Here is a 19,814-nt window from a genome sequence, read left to right on the forward strand (position 1 = left end):
TAGCCAAATTAGAGAAAAATGTGTCTCATATATTTAGTTTGCTAAATAATTTGCTATTTAGCAAATATTTTCAGGAAAATGGTTTTATGAGTATTGTTAGCAACAACATCAAATATCTTCGTCGGTTGAATGGCCTCACTCAGGAGCAATTCGCGAGAAAAATAGCCATTAAGCGGTCTCTTTTGGGAGCATATGAAGAAGCACGCGCTAACCCGAATCTTACTAATCTGAAAAATATGGCGGCCGCCTTTGGGATTAGTGTCGATCAATTGCTAAAAAATGACCTTCGAAAATTAAGAGAAACGCCCGATATGTCGCTGCCGCTCAGTTCGCGTCCTATGACGGTTTCGCATTCGGGACAAGGTCCGGTATCTCGAGTTGCCGCGATGAACGAGCCCCAGCCTCTTTCAAAAATTGTGGAGAAATTCCAGCCAGTTGCCCCGGAAATCAGGACAGTGTCGAGACAGGTAAATTTGAAACCTGTGAATGGTGAGGCATTTCAAACCAATCTTTATGAACCGACGCCGTTAACACCAAACCAGATAAATTTTCAAAAAACTGAGACTTTTAGCGGACTTTCTGCCGAATCTAACACTGTTAGAAATCAAATTCCTGTTTTTAACAACCAATATTCCCCATCCGTTAAAACCGAAACTGTTGCTCAAAGTGAATATCCGGTCATTCAATGGGTATCCTCTTACCGGCAAAATGAATATTTGGCTAACCATCAAAATCCATTCTATCTCAACCAATTGCCCTCTTTCCAACTGCCCAATTTGCCATCGGGCTATTATCGCGGTTTTGAAAGCGGTCCAGACTTCCCCCTGGCGAACTCTTTATTGATTGGAACGTTCGTCAGAAATTGGTTTGATATCCAGACAGGAAAACAATATCTATTTGTTCTTCACAATCAGGGGATTGTTTTTCGAAAGGCAATCAATCAAGTGAAAGAACGAGGCATCCTTACCTTGATTTCCGATATTTCAACAATTGCGAATACCGAAATCAGTCTGAATGAGGTGCTTGAAGTTTGGGAAATCAAGGCATTCGTCTCAACCCAATTACCATCAACCCAGCCTAATTTGAACAGAATTAATGATTTACTGGACGAGGCAAAGCGCGAGATTGATAAGATTGGACATTAGCTTTTAGCTTTTAGCTTTTAGCTTTTAGCTTTTAGCTTTTAGCTTTTAGCTTTTAGGAAAAATGGCCAGGTAGAATGCTATCTACTTGGCCATTTAATTTATATTTCTCCGTATCCGAGCCTCATTTATTTCGAGGAATTCTCTCTCCGCTTATCATCATAAGCTTTTTGTAATTTATCTAAAGATTCCAGATAAGCTTTCTTGTCTGCAAATACTTTCGGGTTGTATGCGTCGCCGGGCTTATGCTTTTCGTGCAGATTAATCTGGCTTGCATGCGATGCCAGCCAAAGGTCAAAGTCCAACGTCTTCATTTTCTTAATGGTACTACCAAAATCCTTGTCAATAGTTGGATAGTCAGTAATGGCCTCAAACGGTCGATCATTAATAATGGTCGGCATATTGGCGATTAATACTTTATACGACGCACTGCCATCTTTCACAGTAAACATATAGCTGCAAGAACCTTTTGTGTGGCCAGGGTGATGTAAAATCACCAGTTGCATATCGCCCAACTTAATGATATCTCCGTCGTTCAACAATCGGTCAGCTTTTATTGGCTTGAAAGTCACACCATACTTTCCCATTTCATAATCTGCTTTACCACCAGTTTCCGATGCCGGAGCGTCTTCCTTATCAACATAAAACTTGGCTCCTGTCTCCTTTTTAATGGCTGCCATGGCGCCCATATGATCATAGTGCGCTTGCGTAGTCAATAAAATTTTAATGTCCTTATACTTGAACCCCAAGCTTTCAATATTCTTTTTTATGTCATTTTCAGAAGACGCAAGACCAGTATTAATTAAAATATTCCCCTGCGGAGTTGTAATCAGGTAGCTGGCCAAGTCGTAAGTGCCTATATAATATAAATTACCTGCAATTCTAAAAGCCGGATAACTTTTTGCCCAGTCGGCGCTGAACGGCTTAGGTTCTTCTACTTTCTGCGCTTTTAAATTCAATGAACAAATCAGCAGCGTTGCAATCACCAAAAAAACATGGCTTTTCAAAATTTTCATAGGAGCTAATTAGAAATGAAGTTAATGTTATGTTTTAGGATGCGAGGCTGTTAAATAACTCTTCGATTTTTACGAGTGCTTTGCCTTTTCCAGAGCTTTCTACAACTGCCACTCCCAGCTCGTACCACAAGCCGTCGCCCGCAGAGATATATTTGCCTTTTTTGGAAGGCGTTTTGGTTAAAGCCTCATCAGCGATAAATTCGGCGTTATATATGATATCCAGCATGGATTGTAATTTCTTCCATTCCATATTCTTAACGCCAGAAGCCGCGTTTTTCACTGAGAACGATTTGTCGGCAAAAGAAGCTTTCAAATCAACGGTAGTTGTCTTATCTGCCACGTCCATGAATGTCAGTTCGAACGGCATTTCCCGGCCTGCAATTTCAAGAATTCCCTGCATAAACTCCTGAATAAAATAAGCCCAGCGCTCGGTATCTACCGGATATGCAGTTACAAATTTCCCGTCTTCCTCAAACTCGATTTCGACAAAATCTTCAAACTCTTTTTCCTCTCTTTTTCTGATAATTTTCGAAGAAGCCAGAATGTCCTGAAATTCTTTTGTCCAAACGGGAGAAACCGGACCTTTCCATTTGAAATTATCATCCATCGTAAACCCTTCATCCAATATTTCGTCCTCCGTCAGCTCATCGCGATCCAGATACGTGATGGCAAAGTCCACGTTCAGCTTGTCGGCGGAAAGTATATTCAATTCCAGACTATCATAGTGGGAAAATGGTGCAGGGATAGCTCCTGCGGTCTGAAAACGAATGATATATCGTCCGGGTATACTTATTTCCTTATTCATAAGATCGATTTATATTTATATCAGCAGTCCGTCGTTTATCTATTTTGTCGGTAGCTGTTTTTTCAAATTGTGTTACAAAGTAAACATGTTTTGGTATTTCATACGCGCTAACACGCTTTCTAATTTCTTCGCGAACCGTCTCAAACAACGCATTCTCATGGCTTCCCTCTATAAATAGTACCAATTTCTGACCTAACAACTCGTCGGCTTCATACCAGCAGAAAAACGAATTATCAACTTCCAATTCAAAGAATATCTTAGACAAGATATCATCGATTTTGTCCAGCACAATTTTGACTCCACCTGAATTGATCACATTATCCGCCCGACCTATCCATTTAAAAGTCTTAGGGGAGATTATTTCAATGATATCGTTCGTCTGAATTTTTTCGAAATTGGTCACCGGACCGGAAACATGTAAGCATCCTCTGTCATCCACTCCCAAAATTGTCTCACCCAAAATCGTGTATTCTCCCTCCAAAACCGGTGAAAGCTGGCGAATTGCCACATGAGACACCGTTTCCGTCATCCCATAACTTTGATATACCTCCAATTCCTGGTGTTGAATCTCGTGTTGAAGTGCCGACGAAACAGGTGCGCCACCCAGCAAAATCTTTCCATATCGCCTTGCCTCATCGGTTGTTTTGGAATCACGAAGGGAATTAGCCAGTTGCATAGGCGCTAAAGCAGTAAAATCGAATTCAGCCTCTTTGGGAATATCAAGCAGTGGATTTGATGATGGTTTTATAATTGTCAGATCCCAACCGAGCTCCAATCCTCTCACCAACATCATCGTTCCAGCAATGAAATCTATATTCAAACAAACCAAAGCTTTTGTACCCTCGCCTAAATTAAAAACTGAGCCCGTCATCCTGGCACTGGCGACCATTTGCGATCTGTAAATCTCAATGGGTTTTGGAGTTCCGGTAGAGCCAGATGTATGCAAGATCAGTTTTTCAGCCCCGCTTTTCCAGAACTGAACAAATTCAAATGCTCTTTTGAAGTAAGGCTCCGGGTCAGTTGGAGCAGTTATTTTTTCTAAATGGGTTACTTTCCACATATTAAAAGACACTTTGTTGTCAGCTTATAGCATCACAATATCGTTTCTGGCTGGCTTGGAAATCTGATCTGCAAATTTTGTTTTTTGATGGTCACCAAACAATCTTTAATTTCGCAGATCATAACTGACGGGATGAATATTCTTCCCTTTCTTTCATTTACCAATAATTTTATGTCTGCTTCAGTTCAGTGGGAAACCATCAAAGAATATCAGGATATACTTTTTCTTTTTCATGAAGGTATCGCCAAAATTAGCATAAACCGTCCTCACAAGCATAACGCATTTACGCCTCAGACCATCGACGAGATGATCAATGCGATGCATATCTGTCGGGAAGATCCTAAGATTGAGGTAATTGTCATTTCAGGTGAAGGTGGAAAAGCATTCTGCTCCGGCGGCGATCAATCGGTTCGCGGGCACGGAGGTTATATCGGTGACGACCATATTCCACGTCTGAATGTTCTGGATTTGCAGAAAATGATCCGTTCCATTCCAAAAGTAGTGATTGCAATGGTAGCTGGCTGGGCTATCGGTGGCGGACACGTACTTCACGTAATTTGTGATATGTCGATTGCGGCTGAAAATGCCCGTTTTGGACAGACAGGACCAAAAGTCGGAAGTTTTGACGGTGGTTTTGGTGCTTCCTATCTCGCTCGTGTGGTTGGACAGAAAAAAGCAAGAGAGATATGGTTCCTTTGCGATCAATATGATGCGTCAGAGGCTCTCAATATGGGATTGGTAAATAAAGTAGTTCCTCTGGAAGACTTGGAAGCCACTACCATTGAATGGTGTAAAAAAATTCAGGTGAAAAGTCCGCTATCGATCCGGATGCTAAAAAGCGCGTTCAATGCCGAACTGGACGGTCAGGCAGGTATTCAGGAATTGGCGGGTAACGCAACTTTGCTATATTACCTGAGCGATGAAGCGAAAGAAGGTTTCAATTCATTCCTTGAAAAGAGAACGCCCGATTTCAGCAAATTCCCAAAATTTCCCTGACCTACAAGGATTTCGCGAATTTCACCGTTTTATAAATATTAAACTTATACTAAACGACAGTGCTTTATGCGGTCGTTTTTAAGCAAAAAAGTAAATGAATTACTGGCTGATTAAATCGGAACCTTTTAAATATTCCTGGGATCATTTTGTAGAGGAAGGCAAATCTATGTGGGACGGCGTACGCAATTATGCGGCTCGTAACAATATGATGGAAATGAAAGTTGGTGACCTCGTTTTGTTTTATCACAGCAACGAAGGCAAGGAAGTTGTAGGTATGGCAAAAGTTTCAAAAGAACATTATCCTGACCCGACAACAGACGATCCTCGGTGGGTTGTTGTAGAATTCGTCCCAGTCGAAAAATTTCCCAAGACAGTCACGCTGGCTCAGATAAAAGCCGATAAACGCCTCCAGGATATGGCGATTATAAAGCTTTCCCGTTTGTCTGTATCGCCGGTAAGACCGGAAGAATTTGACCTAATTGTTGCTTTGGCACATGAATAAAAGAAAGCTGTTCTGTCTTTTTTCGGTATTAAGTATTCTGATTTTCCAAATTGCGCAGGCTCAATCTTCCAGAAGAATTGAACTGCCGCTCAACGGAAGTGAGATACCATATCAAACTATTGCGCTGGGCGATAAGGGGGTTCTCGTTATTTCAAAACCAGATAAGGGTCAGTTTAACGTTCAGAAATTCGATACCAATCTCGACAGAATTTGGTCTATCGACGGACCCGTTGAAAATAATCTGGACTATATGGCCTCCTCTTATGACGGCCGTTCGGTGTTTCTTCTCTTTGCCAAATACAGGAGCTCTTTATATCAGATTGTGAAGGTGAATATCGGCCCCGGTTTTGTAGAAAGCTTCACAATTAATACCGTTGACCGGTTTGAAATCACAGACTTTAAAACTTTGGGCTACTCAGTTTATATGGCCGGAATGGTCAGAAATGAGCCTGTATTGATATATACTGACCTTACGAACTCGCAAACCAAGATTTTGCCGACTGCTATAAAGGGTTCAAATGCTATTCAAACTGTTGAAGTCGATACTTTGCATCAATTGGTCAATGTTTGTTTTGCTGTAAAAAAAGGACGTCAAACCAAGATCGTGGCGCGTTCTTATCAGGAAAACGGAGAATTGTATACCCAGGTTAGCGTAGATCCGGATGAGGATTACTCCCTTCTGAACGGACGTTTGCAAATATTGAATGATTCTGTCCGCGTCGTAATTGGAACATATGGCTACCGGAACATGCAGAGTAGTACAAACGCCGCGTCTCAGGGATTATATGTTAGCAAGATTATCAACGATCAGACCATCTTTACCCAATACCATAGTTTCACTGATTTTAAGAATTTTTTCGACTATATGAGCGAAAGGCAGCAGGAAAAGATGGAGAAGAAGATCAAAAAAAAGAAGGAAACCGGCGACGAGGTTAAGCTGAATTATCGACTGTTAGTACATGATCTGATACCGAAAGGCAACGACTTCATTTTGGTCGCCGAAGTATTCTACCCAGAATATCGATACCAAAATTCAGGTATGATGGGTGGTTTGGGCTATGGCTACATGATGGGCTACCCAATGGGTGTCGGATTGTACAATCCATATCTTTGGAATCCAATGTACGGCGGCAGAGGCTATGGTCAGCAAATATTTGATGGCTTCACCTACACCCATGCCGTAGTGGCAGAATTAGGAGCGGATGGAAAGTTACTTTGGGACAACAGCATTAGCTTTGATAATGTAAAAACGATGGATCTCCGTGAAAAAATAAAGATACAGATGGAACCAAATGGCAATACCAAATTATTATACAGCCACAACGGAGCCATAAAAAGTAAGATCATCAAAAATGATCAGGTTGTCAACGCCGACCAGTCTATTCCAAACCAAACGAATGTGGAAGGTGACAAAGTCAAAAGAACGAGCACCGACGGACTGGATTATTGGTATGACAATTTTTTCCTTGCCTGGGGAGAACAACGTATCGTCAACGCAGCTGGTGACGCCCAAACACGTGGACGCAGGAATGTTTATTATCTAAATAAAATAGCCTTTTGAGTTGTAAGGAATGAAGGGTTAGCCAAGAGCAGATGTAGCTCGTTTTCGTTTTTTGAGAATCAACTTATTTGCGTTGCTACAACCCTGGTCTCATAATTTGGCTGGGAAATCCAGTTCATTTTTCACGGACTTAAAATCAATAATTAAAACTAACCGCTACTAGCCAAAAACTAATAGCTAATCACTAACCGCTAATAGCTCCCCTCGTGCTACTTTTAACACCAGAACAAAATACTGATTACCAACTTATTGACTCTGGATCTTTTGAGAAATTGGAAAGATTTGGACCTTATATCGTTTCACGTCCTGAGCCTCAGGCTATATGGGACAAGTCCCTTTCAGAAGCTGAATGGGACCGCCAAACTAATGCTGTTTTTAAGCGAGATAAAAATTCACAGGAAAAAGGCCAATGGGTTACAAAGGGTGAAATGCCGGAGCGCTGGGTAGTTCAATATCGATCAGGAAAACTCCATTTGCGTGCCAAATTGGCATTATCTTCATTTAAGCACGTTGGTATATTCCCGGAACAGGCAACTAATTGGGATTACATTTCTCAAAAGCTTTCGGGCATAAAAGAAGATAAACCAAGCGTTTTGAATCTGTTTGCATATACCGGAATAGCTTCTTTGGCCGCCAAAGCATCTGGTGCGGATGTTACCCACGTGGATTCTGTAAAACAGGTGATCAGCTGGTCTCGGGAAAATATGGAGTTGAGCGGATTGACAAATATCCGTTGGGTAGTAGAAGACGCGCTGAAATTTGTGCAACGTGAGGTGCGCCGGGGAAATCAATATAATGGCATTATCCTGGATCCACCTGCATATGGTCGTGGGCCTGATGGAGAAAAATGGCTTTTAGAAGAGAATTTAAACGAAATTCTCCGCCTTTGCGCCCAGTTGTTGAAGAAAGAAAATTACTTTTTCATCATCAATTTGTATTCGTTAGGCTTTTCTGCCTTGATCGTCGACAACCTGATCAAAGCCCATTTTGGCAAGGATATCAATCACGAGTATGGCGAACTATATATACCTGACTCCTTCGGCAAACGCCTCCCTTTAGGTGTTTTTTCAAGATTTTCAGATTTGTAGACCGCATATTGAAAAAAGTTTGTCCAAATTTGTCCTTTGCTTTTCGGAGAAGAGTTTCGCTTTTTTCTTTCCCGCTGCAAGACACTATGTATAAGTCAAAAGTCCTGAAAACTGCCGTCTATATCTTCGCCATCATTTTGCTGGCCCTGAACCTATCGTGCCAAAGCGATGCAAGAAATAGCACAAAGATTCCGCCACTTGTCAAAAAATCGAAAGCGGATTGGCAAAAGGATGCGCTTAGCTCTCTGTCTGACCTTATCAGCCGAGGGATTGACATTGATATCAATTACTTTAAAAGGGCAAGGATTTTTCTGGATCAGGAGAAATATCAGGAGGCTCTAAGTGATATAAATGAGTCTGTTTATGAGCAACCCAACGCTGGTGAATATTACCTTTTGCGCGGAAAGATTAATATGGAGCTTGGCCGCGTCAATAATGCTTTGGAAGATGCTGAACGCGCGGAGGCCCTGCAACAGTCTTCTTCTGATTTGTACATTTTGCTTGCAGATATATATCAAACCAGAAAAAGCTTCAATCGCGCCACTGCTTATCTGAATCAGGCGATGAAGATGGCTCCATATGACGGATCCGTTTATTACATCCGCGGAATGCTGCAGGCGAATCAGGGCGACACTCTCGCGAGTTTATCCAGCCTCAATGAGGCTATTGATATGAATCCACGTCTGCTTAGGGCTTATCTGCAAGCAACAATATTATATAGAACACAACACAACTATGCCGAAGCCCTTTCATATAACAATCGAGCAATCCGATTTTTCCCTGAGCGTGCCGAGCTGTTTTTTGAACGAGGAGAAATATTCAACGTGTTGGCAAAACCTGACACTGCAATTATATTTTATAAGAAGTCGCTCGCGCTGAATCCTTCTAACAAGGTTACCATGCAGACTCTTGCCGAAACAAGTATCAGGATAGGAGCCTATAATGAGGCTATTCCGCCTCTTTTAAAACTACTTAGCCTTAAACCCGAAGATCAGCTGATCATCACACAGCTCGGCTTTTGCAACGAAAAGTTAGGCGATTATGAAAAGGCGAAAGAATATTACGGAAAGATTTTAGCTAAAATTCCGACAGACAAAGACGCCCGATATGGTATGTGGAGGATCAGGCAGCGAGAAAATGCGTACCTTACAGATTCTTATCTGTCCGAATCCGAAGAAAAGGAATTTCGAAAATCGCTCGACACAACACGCATAAAACTGCAAATGATACAGCCGCGCGGTGTGACAAATATAAATGTAGATTCTTCTCGAAAAGCTAAAATTCAATAGATTTGTACCGCATAGACCTGAAATGGGCATTTTTCAATAGCCCATTATCTAATATCAGCCGCAAGCATTAACGATTATATATAGAATTCTTTTTAATGAAAGACGATTCCCTAGTAAAAATTACCCTTCCCGACGGAAGTCAGCGTGACTATCCAAAAGGAGTAACTGCCCTGGAAATTGCACTGAGTATCAGTGAAGGTTTGGCAAGAAATGTTTTAGCCGCCAAAGTTAATGACGAAGTTTGGGACCCAACCCGTGCCATTCATGAAGATTCTCGCGTCAAACTTTTGACGTGGAATGACGACGATGGCAAAGCGACGTTTTGGCACTCTTCGGCTCACTTACTGGCTGAGGCACTTGAGGCATTATATCCGGGTATTAAATTTGGTACGGGTCCTTCATTGGAAAGAGGCTTTTACTATGACGTTGATTTGGGGGAAAATACATTGTCACAAGACGATTTTCCTAAAATCGAGGCGAAAATGCTGGAACTGGCACGCCAGAAAAGCGAGTATATCCGCAAACCGATCAGTAAAGCAGATGCAATTGACTTTTTTACAAAAAAGGGAGATCAATATAAGCTTGAGCTAATTGACGGTCTTGAAGACGGTTCAATTACGCTCTATGAGCAGGGAAACTTTACAGACTTATGTCGCGGACCACATATTCCTAACACCGGTTTTGTAAAAGCGATCAAGCTGACAAACATTGCGGGTGCATACTGGCGCAACAAGCAGGAAAATAAAATGCTTACCCGTATTTACGGTATCACTTTTCCAAAACAAAAAGAGTTGGAAGAGTATGTTACTTTAATGGAGGAAGCGAAAAAACGTGACCACAGGAGACTGGGAAAAGAACTTGAACTCTTTGCTTTTTCTGAAAAAGTTGGCCAAGGACTTCCGTTGTGGTTACCGAAGGGCGCGATGCTTCGCGATCGTCTGGAGAGCTTTTTGAAAAAAGCGCAGACAAGAGCGGGATATTTGCCGGTTGTTACGCCGCATATCGGTAGCAAAGAACTTTATGTAACCTCAGGTCACTGGGATAAATATGGCAAGGATTCATTTCAGCCTATCAAAACTCCGAACGTTGGCGAGGAGTATATGCTTAAGCCGATGAATTGTCCGCATCATTGTGAAATTTACAAAACCTCCCCCCGATCGTATAAAGATCTTCCGTTGCGTTTTGCTGAGTTTGGTACCGTATATCGTTATGAGCAAAGTGGTGAGCTTCATGGTTTGACACGTGTTCGGGGATTCACTCAGGATGATGCGCATATTTTCTGCAGGCCGGACCAGGTTAAGGAAGAGTTTATCCGCGTGATCGACCTGGTGCTTTATGTATTCAAATCGCTTGGATTTGATGATTATAGCGCACAGATATCACTTCGTGATCCTGAAAACAAGCAGAAATATATCGGTAACGATGCTGACTGGGAAAAAGCGGAATCCGCCATCATCGAAGCCGCTGCCGAAAAAGGTTTGAACACTGTTACGGAATTAGGTGAAGCGGCATTCTATGGCCCGAAGCTCGATTTCATGGTGAGAGATGCATTGGGTCGCAAGTGGCAGCTTGGCACTATTCAGGTAGATTATCAGCTTCCACAAAGATTCAGCCTTGAGTATACCGGTTCGGATAATCAGAAACACCAGCCTGTAATGCTTCACCGTGCACCTTTTGGATCTATGGAGCGTTTCATTGCTATCCTGATCGAAAACTCGGGAGGACAATTCCCACTTTGGCTTTCACCTGATCAGATCGCGATACTTCCAATCTCCGAAAAGTATGCTGATTACGCAGAAGAAGTATTTTTCCAGCTTCAGGACAGTGATATCAGAGGATTTGTAGACCATCGTGACGAGAAAATTGGTCGTAAGATTCGTGATGCGGAAGTTACCAAGGTTCCTTTCATGCTGATCGTCGGTGAGAAGGAAATGGAAGAAGGCAAATTGTCTGTACGGCGGAAGGGAGAAGGCGATTTGGGAAGTATGACGGTAGCAGAGTTTGCTGCATTCTTCAAAAAAGAAGCCAAAATTTAAAAATAATACTGAATATCAACCAATAACGCACTATTTTTGTAGCAGGGATGTTAGAATTGTAAATTTCACCTAAACAAAAAAGTCACCAATCCAATAATATATGGCATTAAGACCCACTAGAGGCCGGTTGAGAGTTCCCGAAGAACCCTACAAAATAAATGAACTAATTACATCGAAAGAAGTCCGCCTGGTTGGAGAAAATATTGAGCCTGGTGTTGTTGATATCGCCACTGCAAGGGCTTTAGCAAAAGAGCAAGGCCTTGATCTGGTTGAAATTGCACCCACAGCAGTTCCTCCGGTTTGCAAAGTAGTTGACTACTCCAAATTCAAATACGAGCAGAAGAAGAAACAAAAGGAAATAAAAGCAAAGGCTCAGAAAGTTGTTATTAAAGAAATCAGATTCGGTCCTAATACTGATGATCACGATTTTGATTTCAAATTAAAACATGCGATCAACTTTTTGAAAGAAGGTTCTAAAGTTAAAGCTTATGTACACTTTGTAGGTCGTACGATCGTGTTCAAGGAAAGAGGTACAAACCTGCTTAACAAATTTTCCGAAGCTTTGACCGAATACGGCAAGCTGGAAATGGAGCCGAAATTGGAAGGAAAAAGAATGACTATTATTCTTACTCCTGCACAGCCTAAGAAGTAATTTCGCCGGTTCGGAATCAGATATATATATTTGACAAAATCGTATGGACAGCCACTTGTTGTTCATACGATTTTTTGTTTACGGACAAATTGTTTAATTTTGCGCGCTGTTTTATATTTAATCAACTATTATTTAAGTGTATCATGCCTAAAATGAAAACCAACTCCGGTGCGAAAAAAAGATTCGCATTAACCGGAACAGGTAAAATCAAACGTAAACATGCGTTTCACAGCCACATCCTTACCAAAAAATCAAACAAGCGCAAGCGCAATTTGGTTAAAACTGGTTTGATCGATGTTAGCAACGAGAAGCAAGTATTGGCAATGCTTCGGAAATAATTTCCGCTGCGGCCAGAAAAATTAAAAATACCATTTCGGTTTTTTGTTCAACCCGATTGCCGGCTTAAAGTCTCCTAAATGGGCGCCGACTTTCAAAAACAGTTAAAATTATGCCACGTTCAGTGAACCACGTTGCGTCGCGTGCAAGACGTAAAAAAGTATTAAAATTAGCGAAAGGCTATTATGGCCGTCGTAAAAATGTTTGGACCGTAGCCAAAAATGCCGTTGAAAAAGGTTTGGGCTATGCGTACGAAGGTCGTAAACAAAAGAAACGTAACTTCCGTGCACTTTGGATCCAGCGTATTAACGCAGGAGCACGTCTTCACGGACTTTCATATTCTGCCCTTATAGGTAAGCTGACTTCCGGTGGAATTAAGCTAAACAGAAAAGTACTTGCCGATTTGGCAATGAATCATCCGGATGCATTTAAGGCAGTCGTTGATCAAGTAAAATAAAACAGCAATCCCGCCTGATGGCGGGATTTTTTTTGTCACCCCTCCCGTTACACTTCTTCACTCCTAGCGTCTTAAATTTTCAAATTTAAAAACTTAACTGACATGCTAGAACAACTTCTCGGACTTATTAAGGACAACTCGCAAGAAGCCATTATACAAAATCCGGCCGTGCCTAATGAACATAATGACGATGTAATGCAGACCATTCTGGGTTCCATCACCGGTGGGTTGCAGCAACATGCGCAAAGCGGCAACGTTCAGGATATTATGGGATTGCTTTCAGGCAGAGCATCTCAAGGTGGCACATCAGGGTTAATGTCAAATCCCGTTGCTTCTACTATATCGAATAATGCGATTGGCAGTATCATGGAAAAATTCGGACTAGATAGCTCCGCAGCAAGTGGTATCGTGGCCTCGGTATTGCCAAGCGTGCTCGGCGCACTTGCCGGAAAAGTGAGCAACCCAAATGATTCAAGTATGGATTTTAACGGTCTGCTCGGTGGGTTGCTGGGTGCAGGCAATGCTCAGACATCTCAAAACTCGGGATTCGATTTTAACCAGATCGGATATGCACTCGCTGATGGAAAGCTGGACATGAATGATCTGATGCGTGTTGGGGGAAGCATGTTTGGTGGCGGAAGTAATAACCAATCTCAGCAAGGAGGAGGCCTGGATCTCGGCGGTATGCTGGGAGGGCTTTTTGGAAAATAAGTAAATTGTTACCTTTTTTAGGGCCCGCATTCTGTTTTGAATGGCGGGCCTTTTTCAGTATTTGTTAACCTGTGAAGCATCTAATATGGAGATTTTTTAAAATTTCTTAATGAATGATATGCATCGCGGCGTTCATTTGATGGTACATTTGAAAAAAACTACGTAATTCAATAGTTAAGACTAAACCACCAAGAACTTGCCTAATGGAATCAAGGAGAGAATTTATTAAAAAAGCGACGATGCTCACCGGAGCCGCCGGACTATTCAGTGCCCTTCCCGACTCTATACAAAAAGCCCTTGCCATAAATCCAGCACCCGGAACTACATATCTCGACGCCGAACATGTGGTGATACTAATGCAGGAAAACCGTTCCTTCGACCACGCGTATGGAACGCTTCGAGGTGTCCGCGGATTTAACGATCCTCGAGCGATAACTCTACCGAATAAAAATTTGGTCTGGTTACAGACGAACGCCTTTGGCGAAACATATGTGCCTTTCCGCCTCAATATGAAAGAGTCAAAAGCTACGTGGATGGGTTCTCTCCCTCATTCATGGCCAAACCAGGTTGACGCGAGAAACAAGGGCCAATATGACAAATGGCTGATTGCCAAACAGCCCGGAAACAAAGACTACCAAAAAATGCCTTTAACTCAAGGTTACTATAATCGTGAGGATATCCCTTTTTACTATGCCCTTGCTGACGCATTTACTGTTTGTGATCAGAATTTTTGTTCTTCCCTGACCGGAACAACTCCCAATAGGCTATATCTCTGGACAGGAACTGTAAGAGAAGAACCTAAGCCTGAGTCTTATGCCAATGTCAGAAACGAAAATGTCACGGACGATCGCGAGGCTTCCTGGAAAACCTTTCCGGAACGATTGGAGGAAAACAACGTTTCATGGCGTATTTATCAAAATGAATTGAGTATCCGTACCGGATTTACGGGAGAAGAAGACTCATGGCTTGCCAATTTTACAGACAGTCCGATTGAATGGTTTAAGCAATATCATGTAAGATTCCATACCGGATATCAAAATTATTTAAACCAAAAACTCAAGGAACTTCCTGAAGAGGTGCGCGAATTGAGGAGTCGATTAAAAGACCTGAAAGCTGGTTCAGAAGAGGCAACCAAAATCAACCACTTAATGGAAGAAAAGGGTCTTCTCTATGAGTTCCTGAAGGCTGAACTCAACGAATGGAGCCCGGAAAATTTTGACAAACTCACTGACTATCAAAAGAATATCCATCGAAAAGCTTTTACCACCAATAGAAATGATCCGGATTACCGATCCATCACAACGGTGAAGTATATGGACGGTGATATTGAAAATGAGGCAAAAGCTCCATTAGGCGATACTTTATTTCAGTTCAGAAATGATGTCAACAGCGGAAAATTACCGACCGTTTCATGGCTGGTCGCACCCGAAAACTTTTCCGATCACCCGGGTGCTCCCTGGTTTGGCGCGTGGTATGTGTCAGAGGTGATGGATATCCTGACCAAAAATCCTGAGGTCTGGAAGAAAACGATTTTCATTCTTTGTTACGACGAAAACGACGGCTACTTCGATCACGTCCCTCCTTTCGTCGTTCCCCATCCATATAAAGAAAATACCGGGAAGGTGTCAGCCGGTATTGACACAAAGGTAGAATTCGTGACGCTGGAGCACGATATGACCAAAAAGGAAAAACCTGAAAGTAGAGAAAGTCCGATTGGATTGGGATTCCGCGTTCCACTGGTTTTGGCCTCTCCATGGAATCGAGGCGGGAATGTGTGTTCAGAGGTTTTTGACCATACTTCAATTCTTCAGTTTCTGGAAAAATTTGTGAGCCACAAGACCGGGAAAAATATCAAGGAGGAAAACATTTCGGAATGGAGGAGGACGGTCTGCGGAGATTTAACTTCCACGTTCAAGCCATATGACGGCACACCGGTGGCACTCCCCCCATTTTTGAATAGGGAAGACTTTATGGAAACAATTCATAATGCCCAATACCGAAAACTCCCGTCCGGGTATAAGGCATTGAATAGCGAAGAAATTGACCGTGTGAATAAAAGTTCTAGCACCTCTTTAATGCCTAAACAGGAAAAAGGTACCCGGCCGTCGTGTGCATTGCCGTATGAGCTTTATGCGGATGGCAAGCTTTCTACTGACAAAAAAGCATTCGAAATAAAATTCAAAGCAGGAAATGTCATATTTGACAGTCAGTCGGCAGGCGCGCCGTTTGTCGTTTATACGAACGGAAATTATAATGACGCTGATGTTGCAATCAGAAACTATGCCGTAAAAGCAGGTGATGAATTATCTGATTCGTGGGCTCTGGCTGACTTTGATAATGGTCAATATGATATCAAAGTTTATGGACCGAACGGCTTTCTGAGAGAATTTGCAGGCAGCCATGGTCAGGCACTTCCAGATATTCAGTTTTTGTATCATACCATCAAGGGCAACAAGGCTAGCGGAAAAGTAAACTTAAAAATTAATGTCCCTGCTGGCTCAGAATCGAAGACTATTCTGATCTGGGATAACGCATATAAATCTAAGAATCAGCACAAAGTGATTCGCGCAGGTGAATCGGAGAACCTCTTACTCTCATTTGAAAAAAGCCATAACTGGTATGATTTCACCGTTTCGGTAGAAGGCATTCCAGGCTTTCATCAGCGTTATGCAGGTCATATCGAAACAGGAAATGAAAGCGTCAGCGACCCGTTTATGGGCAGAATGATATAATAGGGCTTTTCCAAATTTCAGGAGGTTTGAAAAACAGAGGGTTTTCTGTTTTTCAACCTCCTTTCTTTTTTGAATATTCACTCAGGTTGTACTGACACTTTGTCACCACGCTCTTTGAAAGCCAACTCTGGTACGGGCTTTTTATAAAAGAGTTTATTCTCTCGGGAATTTGACCCACCAAAAGGGTTGTCATAAACTAAAATCAATACATAACTTATAATCAGGAAAAATGGGAAAAATAATTGGCATAGACTTAGGAACTACTAACTCCTGTGTGGCTGTCATGGAAGGTAACGAGCCAGTGGTGATTGCAAATAGCGAAGGCGCTCGTACTACTCCTTCGGTGGTTGCATTCATGGATAGCGGTGAGCGTAAGATAGGTGCGCCTGCCAAGCGTCAGGCGATAACCAATCCCAAACATACAGTAAGCTCTATCAAGCGTTTCATGGGTAAGAAATACGACGATGTGACTAGTGAAATGAAAACTGTCGCATATTCGGTTGAAAAAGGCCCTAACAATACACCACGAGTTCCGATTGGAGACAGACTATATACTCCACAGGAAATTTCTGCTTTCATTCTTGTTAAAATGAAGCAGACTGCAGAAGACTATCTTGGCCAAGAAGTAACCGAGGCGGTGATTACCGTGCCGGCTTATTTCAATGATGCTGAACGTCAGGCTACAAAAGAAGCAGGACAAATTGCCGGTCTTGATGTAAAAAGGATTATCAACGAGCCTACTGCTGCTGCTTTGGCATATGGTCTTGATAAGCAACACCACGATATGAAAATTGCGGTTTTCGATTTGGGTGGTGGTACTTTCGACGTTTCGATCCTTGAATTGGGAGACGGCGTTTTTGAAGTAAAATCAACAGATGGTGATACGCACCTGGGTGGTGATGACTTTGACCAGGTGATTATCAACTGGCTTGCTGACGAATTCCAGAAAGACGAAAATGTAGACCTTAGAAGAGATCCTATGGCGCTGCAACGTTTGAAAGAAGCAGCTGAAAAAGCTAAGGTCGAATTGTCTAGCTCTACTCAGACTGAAATCAACCTTCCATATATATTCCCGGTAGACGGTATTCCTAAGCACCTTGTTCGCACGCTTACTAAAGCGAAATTCGAACAATTGGCAGACAGTTTGTTCCAGCGTATGATGGAACCTTGCAAAAGAGCCATGAAAAATGCAGGATATTCGAACAGTGATATCAGCGAAGTAATCCTTGTTGGTGGATCAACTCGTATTCCTCGTGTTCAGGAAGAAGTTGAGAAATTCTTCGGAAGAAAGCCGTCAAAAAACGTTAACCCTGATGAAGCGGTTGCAGTTGGTGCAGCTATTCAAGGTGGTGTATTGACGGGTGAAGTGAAAGACGTACTTCTTCTTGATGTGATACCTCTTTCATTGGGTATCGAGACTTTGGGTGGTGTATCTACCAAATTGATCGAAGCAAACACAACAATCCCAACGAAGAAAACTGAGACTTTCTCAACAGCTGCTGACAATCAGCCATCCGTAGAAATCCACGTTCTTCAGGGAGAGCGTCCTTTGGCTGCTCAAAACAGAACTTTGGGTCGTTTCCACTTGTCGGATATTCCACCGGCTCAACGTGGTACTCCTCAAATTGAAGTGACCTTTGACGTAGATGCAAACGGTATCCTTAATGTTTCCGCGAAAGACAAGGGAACTGGTAAAGAACAAAAAATCCGTATCGAAGCTTCAAGTGGCTTAACAGATGCTGAAATCGAACGTATGCGTCAGGAAGCGAAAGCTAACGAAGCTGCGGACAAAGCGGAACGTGAAAAAATTGATAAAATCAACGCGGCAGACAGCTTGATATTCTCAACTGAGAAGCAACTGACTGAATATGGCGACAAACTTTCGGATTCAAATAAAACTGCAATCCAAGGTGCACTTACGGAATTGAAGGGTGCTCATTCAAGCCAAAATGTTGAAGGTATTGATGCTGCTATGGAGAAATTAAATGCTGCATGGCAAGCCGCTTCACAAGAAATGTATGCTCAGGGAGCTCCCGGCCAACCAGACGGTAATGCCGCACAAGGTAATCCTGAACCAGGAAACGGTGCAGGAACAGAAGATGTGACTGACGTAAATTTCGAAGAAGTAAAATAATACCTACGGTTGCTCAAAAATCCCCATTTTGACCGATGGGGATTTTTTTTACACTTTATTTCTCCGGTCATCCCTGCTAAGCCATTGAAGTTCCGGGTATAGTGGGGAAACATAATCTCAATTCACTAACTGGCATCGAATTTTTATAAGGCAACAAAAACGAATTTCAATCAACTTAACTTAGCTTAAAGCCATATGTACACAACCATAGCACTTCCCGAATTAATGTACCTTTCTCCAACCACACGTGAAAGAGCCATAGTTATTACGCAGGAACTTCTGAGAGCTGGTGATATATCGCCGAAGGAAGCAGTTGCGAAGGCTATTCTTATTGCCAAAAATTGGGCGGTGAAAAATGTGAACAGGAAAGTTTGGAAAAAACTTAAGTTGAATGACAAGGAAGCACTATGAACACACCAGGAACCAGATTTCAGAATCAAGTAGCAATAGTAACAGGTTCCAGTTCAGGGATCGGAAAAGCATGTGCCGTGCATTTGGCTGAGCATGGAGCCAAAGTAGTTGTAAATTACAATAGCAACCAGGCCGAGGGCCAGGCTACTTATGATGAAATAATAGGTAGAGGTGGCGAAGCCATTTTGGTAAAAGCTGACGTAAGTAAAGCGGCTGATGTAAATTTTTTGTTCGACGAAACAATCAAAGCATATGGCCGGTTGGATATTATGATAAGCAATGCAGGCCTCCAAAAAGATTCATCTTTTTTGGAAATGACGCTGGATCAATGGCAAAAAGTAATTGATGTTAATCTGACAGGGCAATTTCTTGTTTGTCAGAAAGCTGCGCAACAATTTGTTTCCCAGCAAGACAAAACCAAAGAAGTCACGGATCAGTCAACCTCAATTGGTAAAATTGTGATGATGAGTTCTGTTCATGATATCATTCCATGGGCTGGACATGTAAATTACGCCGCGTCAAAAGGCGGGATATCCATGCTAATGAAATCCATATCCCAGGAACTTGCTCCTTACAAAATTCGGGTGAATGCAGTGAGCCCTGGGGCGATCAAGACGACTATTAACCAGGAAGTCTGGTCTAATCCCGAGAAATATGAACAGCTTTTGAACCTTATTCCCTATAAACGAATCGGTACCGCTGAAGATGTCGCAAAGGCAGTGGCCTGGTTGGCATCTGATGACTCTGACTATGTTAATGGCGAAACCATGTATATCGACGGCGGAATGACCTTATACCCGGAATTTGCAGATAATGGTTGATCGACAGTTAAAAAACATATGACGATTTCTTCAGAAGCAAAAACTCCCTTGCATTTCAATGCGAG

Annotated in this window: 18 protein-coding genes; 15 read left to right on the forward strand and 3 right to left on the reverse strand. The window is 42.3% G+C overall.

Translation table 11 applies throughout. The annotated features are described in order from the left end of the window. Positions 1 to 86: 86 nt before the first annotated feature. Positions 87 to 1,145 carry a helix-turn-helix domain-containing protein gene (locus AC1XUD_RS06220; RefSeq protein ID WP_483360104.1) on the forward strand — a complete coding sequence of 353 codons (1,059 nt, stop codon included), beginning with the start codon at positions 87 to 89 and terminating at the stop codon, positions 1,143 to 1,145. A gap of 125 nt (positions 1,146 to 1,270) precedes the next feature. Here AC1XUD_RS06220 and bla read toward each other — a convergent pair whose 3' ends face one another. Genes bla through AC1XUD_RS06235 form a run of 3 tightly spaced genes read right to left on the reverse strand, consistent with a single transcriptional unit; the run spans position 1,271 to position 4,023 of the window. Beyond that, a complete protein-coding gene (bla, locus tag AC1XUD_RS06225) occupies positions 1,271 to 2,158 on the reverse strand; it encodes a subclass B3 metallo-beta-lactamase (protein ID WP_483360105.1) in 888 nt (295 codons plus the stop codon). 34 nt (positions 2,159 to 2,192) lie between these two features. Beyond that, positions 2,193 to 2,963: a hypothetical protein gene (locus AC1XUD_RS06230; protein ID WP_483360106.1), complete on the reverse strand. Its 771-nt coding sequence runs from the start codon at positions 2,961 to 2,963 to the stop codon at positions 2,193 to 2,195. Then, the gene (locus AC1XUD_RS06235; RefSeq protein WP_483360107.1) at positions 2,956 to 4,023 is read right to left on the reverse strand and encodes an AMP-binding protein; all 1,068 of its coding nucleotides are present in this window, start codon (positions 4,021 to 4,023) and stop codon (positions 2,956 to 2,958) included. Before AC1XUD_RS06235 ends, AC1XUD_RS06230 begins: the two co-directional genes overlap by 8 nt. 171 nt (positions 4,024 to 4,194) lie before the next feature. Between AC1XUD_RS06235 and menB the strand changes: the two genes are divergently transcribed. The 14 genes from menB (at position 4,195) to AC1XUD_RS06305 (ending at position 19,749) form a co-directional block, all read left to right on the forward strand. Beyond that, positions 4,195 to 5,019, forward strand: a complete 825-nt coding sequence (gene menB, locus AC1XUD_RS06240) for a 1,4-dihydroxy-2-naphthoyl-CoA synthase (protein WP_483360108.1) — start codon at positions 4,195 to 4,197, stop codon at positions 5,017 to 5,019. A 94-nt stretch (positions 5,020 to 5,113) separates the two neighbouring features. After that, positions 5,114 to 5,521 (forward strand): EVE domain-containing protein, encoded by a 408-nt coding sequence (locus AC1XUD_RS06245; RefSeq protein WP_483360109.1) that lies wholly within the window; start codon positions 5,114 to 5,116, stop codon positions 5,519 to 5,521. Beyond that, a complete protein-coding gene (locus tag AC1XUD_RS06250; protein WP_483360110.1) occupies positions 5,514 to 7,082 on the forward strand; it encodes a hypothetical protein in 1,569 nt (522 codons plus the stop codon). The genes AC1XUD_RS06245 and AC1XUD_RS06250 overlap by 8 nt, the downstream gene beginning before the upstream one ends. A gap of 206 nt (positions 7,083 to 7,288) precedes the next feature. Next, the gene (locus tag AC1XUD_RS06255; protein WP_483360111.1) at positions 7,289 to 8,170 is read left to right on the forward strand and encodes a class I SAM-dependent methyltransferase; all 882 of its coding nucleotides are present in this window, start codon (positions 7,289 to 7,291) and stop codon (positions 8,168 to 8,170) included. Between the two features lie 86 nt (positions 8,171 to 8,256). Continuing rightward, positions 8,257 to 9,459 (forward strand): tetratricopeptide repeat protein, encoded by a 1,203-nt coding sequence (locus AC1XUD_RS06260; protein WP_483360112.1) that lies wholly within the window; start codon positions 8,257 to 8,259, stop codon positions 9,457 to 9,459. Between the two features lie 95 nt (positions 9,460 to 9,554). After that, positions 9,555 to 11,495, forward strand: a complete 1,941-nt coding sequence (thrS, locus tag AC1XUD_RS06265; RefSeq protein ID WP_483360113.1) for a threonine--tRNA ligase — start codon at positions 9,555 to 9,557, stop codon at positions 11,493 to 11,495. Between the two features lie 100 nt (positions 11,496 to 11,595). Continuing rightward, positions 11,596 to 12,147, forward strand: a complete 552-nt coding sequence (gene infC / locus AC1XUD_RS06270) for a translation initiation factor IF-3 (RefSeq protein WP_483360114.1) — start codon at positions 11,596 to 11,598, stop codon at positions 12,145 to 12,147. Between the two features lie 143 nt (positions 12,148 to 12,290). Beyond that, on the forward strand, positions 12,291 to 12,485 hold the full coding sequence (gene rpmI, locus AC1XUD_RS06275; RefSeq protein WP_483360115.1) for a 50S ribosomal protein L35: 195 nt from the start codon (positions 12,291 to 12,293) through the stop codon (positions 12,483 to 12,485). Between the two features lie 110 nt (positions 12,486 to 12,595). Continuing rightward, positions 12,596 to 12,940 (forward strand): 50S ribosomal protein L20, encoded by a 345-nt coding sequence (gene rplT / locus AC1XUD_RS06280; RefSeq protein ID WP_483360116.1) that lies wholly within the window; start codon positions 12,596 to 12,598, stop codon positions 12,938 to 12,940. 102 nt (positions 12,941 to 13,042) lie between these two features. Beyond that, a complete protein-coding gene (locus tag AC1XUD_RS06285; RefSeq protein WP_483360117.1) occupies positions 13,043 to 13,651 on the forward strand; it encodes a hypothetical protein in 609 nt (202 codons plus the stop codon). 203 nt (positions 13,652 to 13,854) lie between these two features. Beyond that, positions 13,855 to 16,383 carry a phosphocholine-specific phospholipase C gene (locus AC1XUD_RS06290; protein WP_483360118.1) on the forward strand — a complete coding sequence of 843 codons (2,529 nt, stop codon included), beginning with the start codon at positions 13,855 to 13,857 and terminating at the stop codon, positions 16,381 to 16,383. Positions 16,384 to 16,612: 229 nt separating this feature from the next. Continuing rightward, a complete protein-coding gene (dnaK, locus tag AC1XUD_RS06295) occupies positions 16,613 to 18,517 on the forward strand; it encodes a molecular chaperone DnaK (RefSeq protein ID WP_483360119.1) in 1,905 nt (634 codons plus the stop codon). Between the two features lie 195 nt (positions 18,518 to 18,712). Continuing rightward, positions 18,713 to 18,928, forward strand: a complete 216-nt coding sequence (locus AC1XUD_RS06300) for a hypothetical protein (RefSeq protein ID WP_483360120.1) — start codon at positions 18,713 to 18,715, stop codon at positions 18,926 to 18,928. Then, on the forward strand, positions 18,925 to 19,749 hold the full coding sequence (locus tag AC1XUD_RS06305; protein WP_483360121.1) for a glucose 1-dehydrogenase: 825 nt from the start codon (positions 18,925 to 18,927) through the stop codon (positions 19,747 to 19,749). The genes AC1XUD_RS06300 and AC1XUD_RS06305 overlap by 4 nt, the downstream gene beginning before the upstream one ends. Positions 19,750 to 19,814: the final 65 nt, after the last annotated feature.

It is taken from the genome of Dyadobacter sp. HNCC25DJ184, from assembly GCF_056895215.1.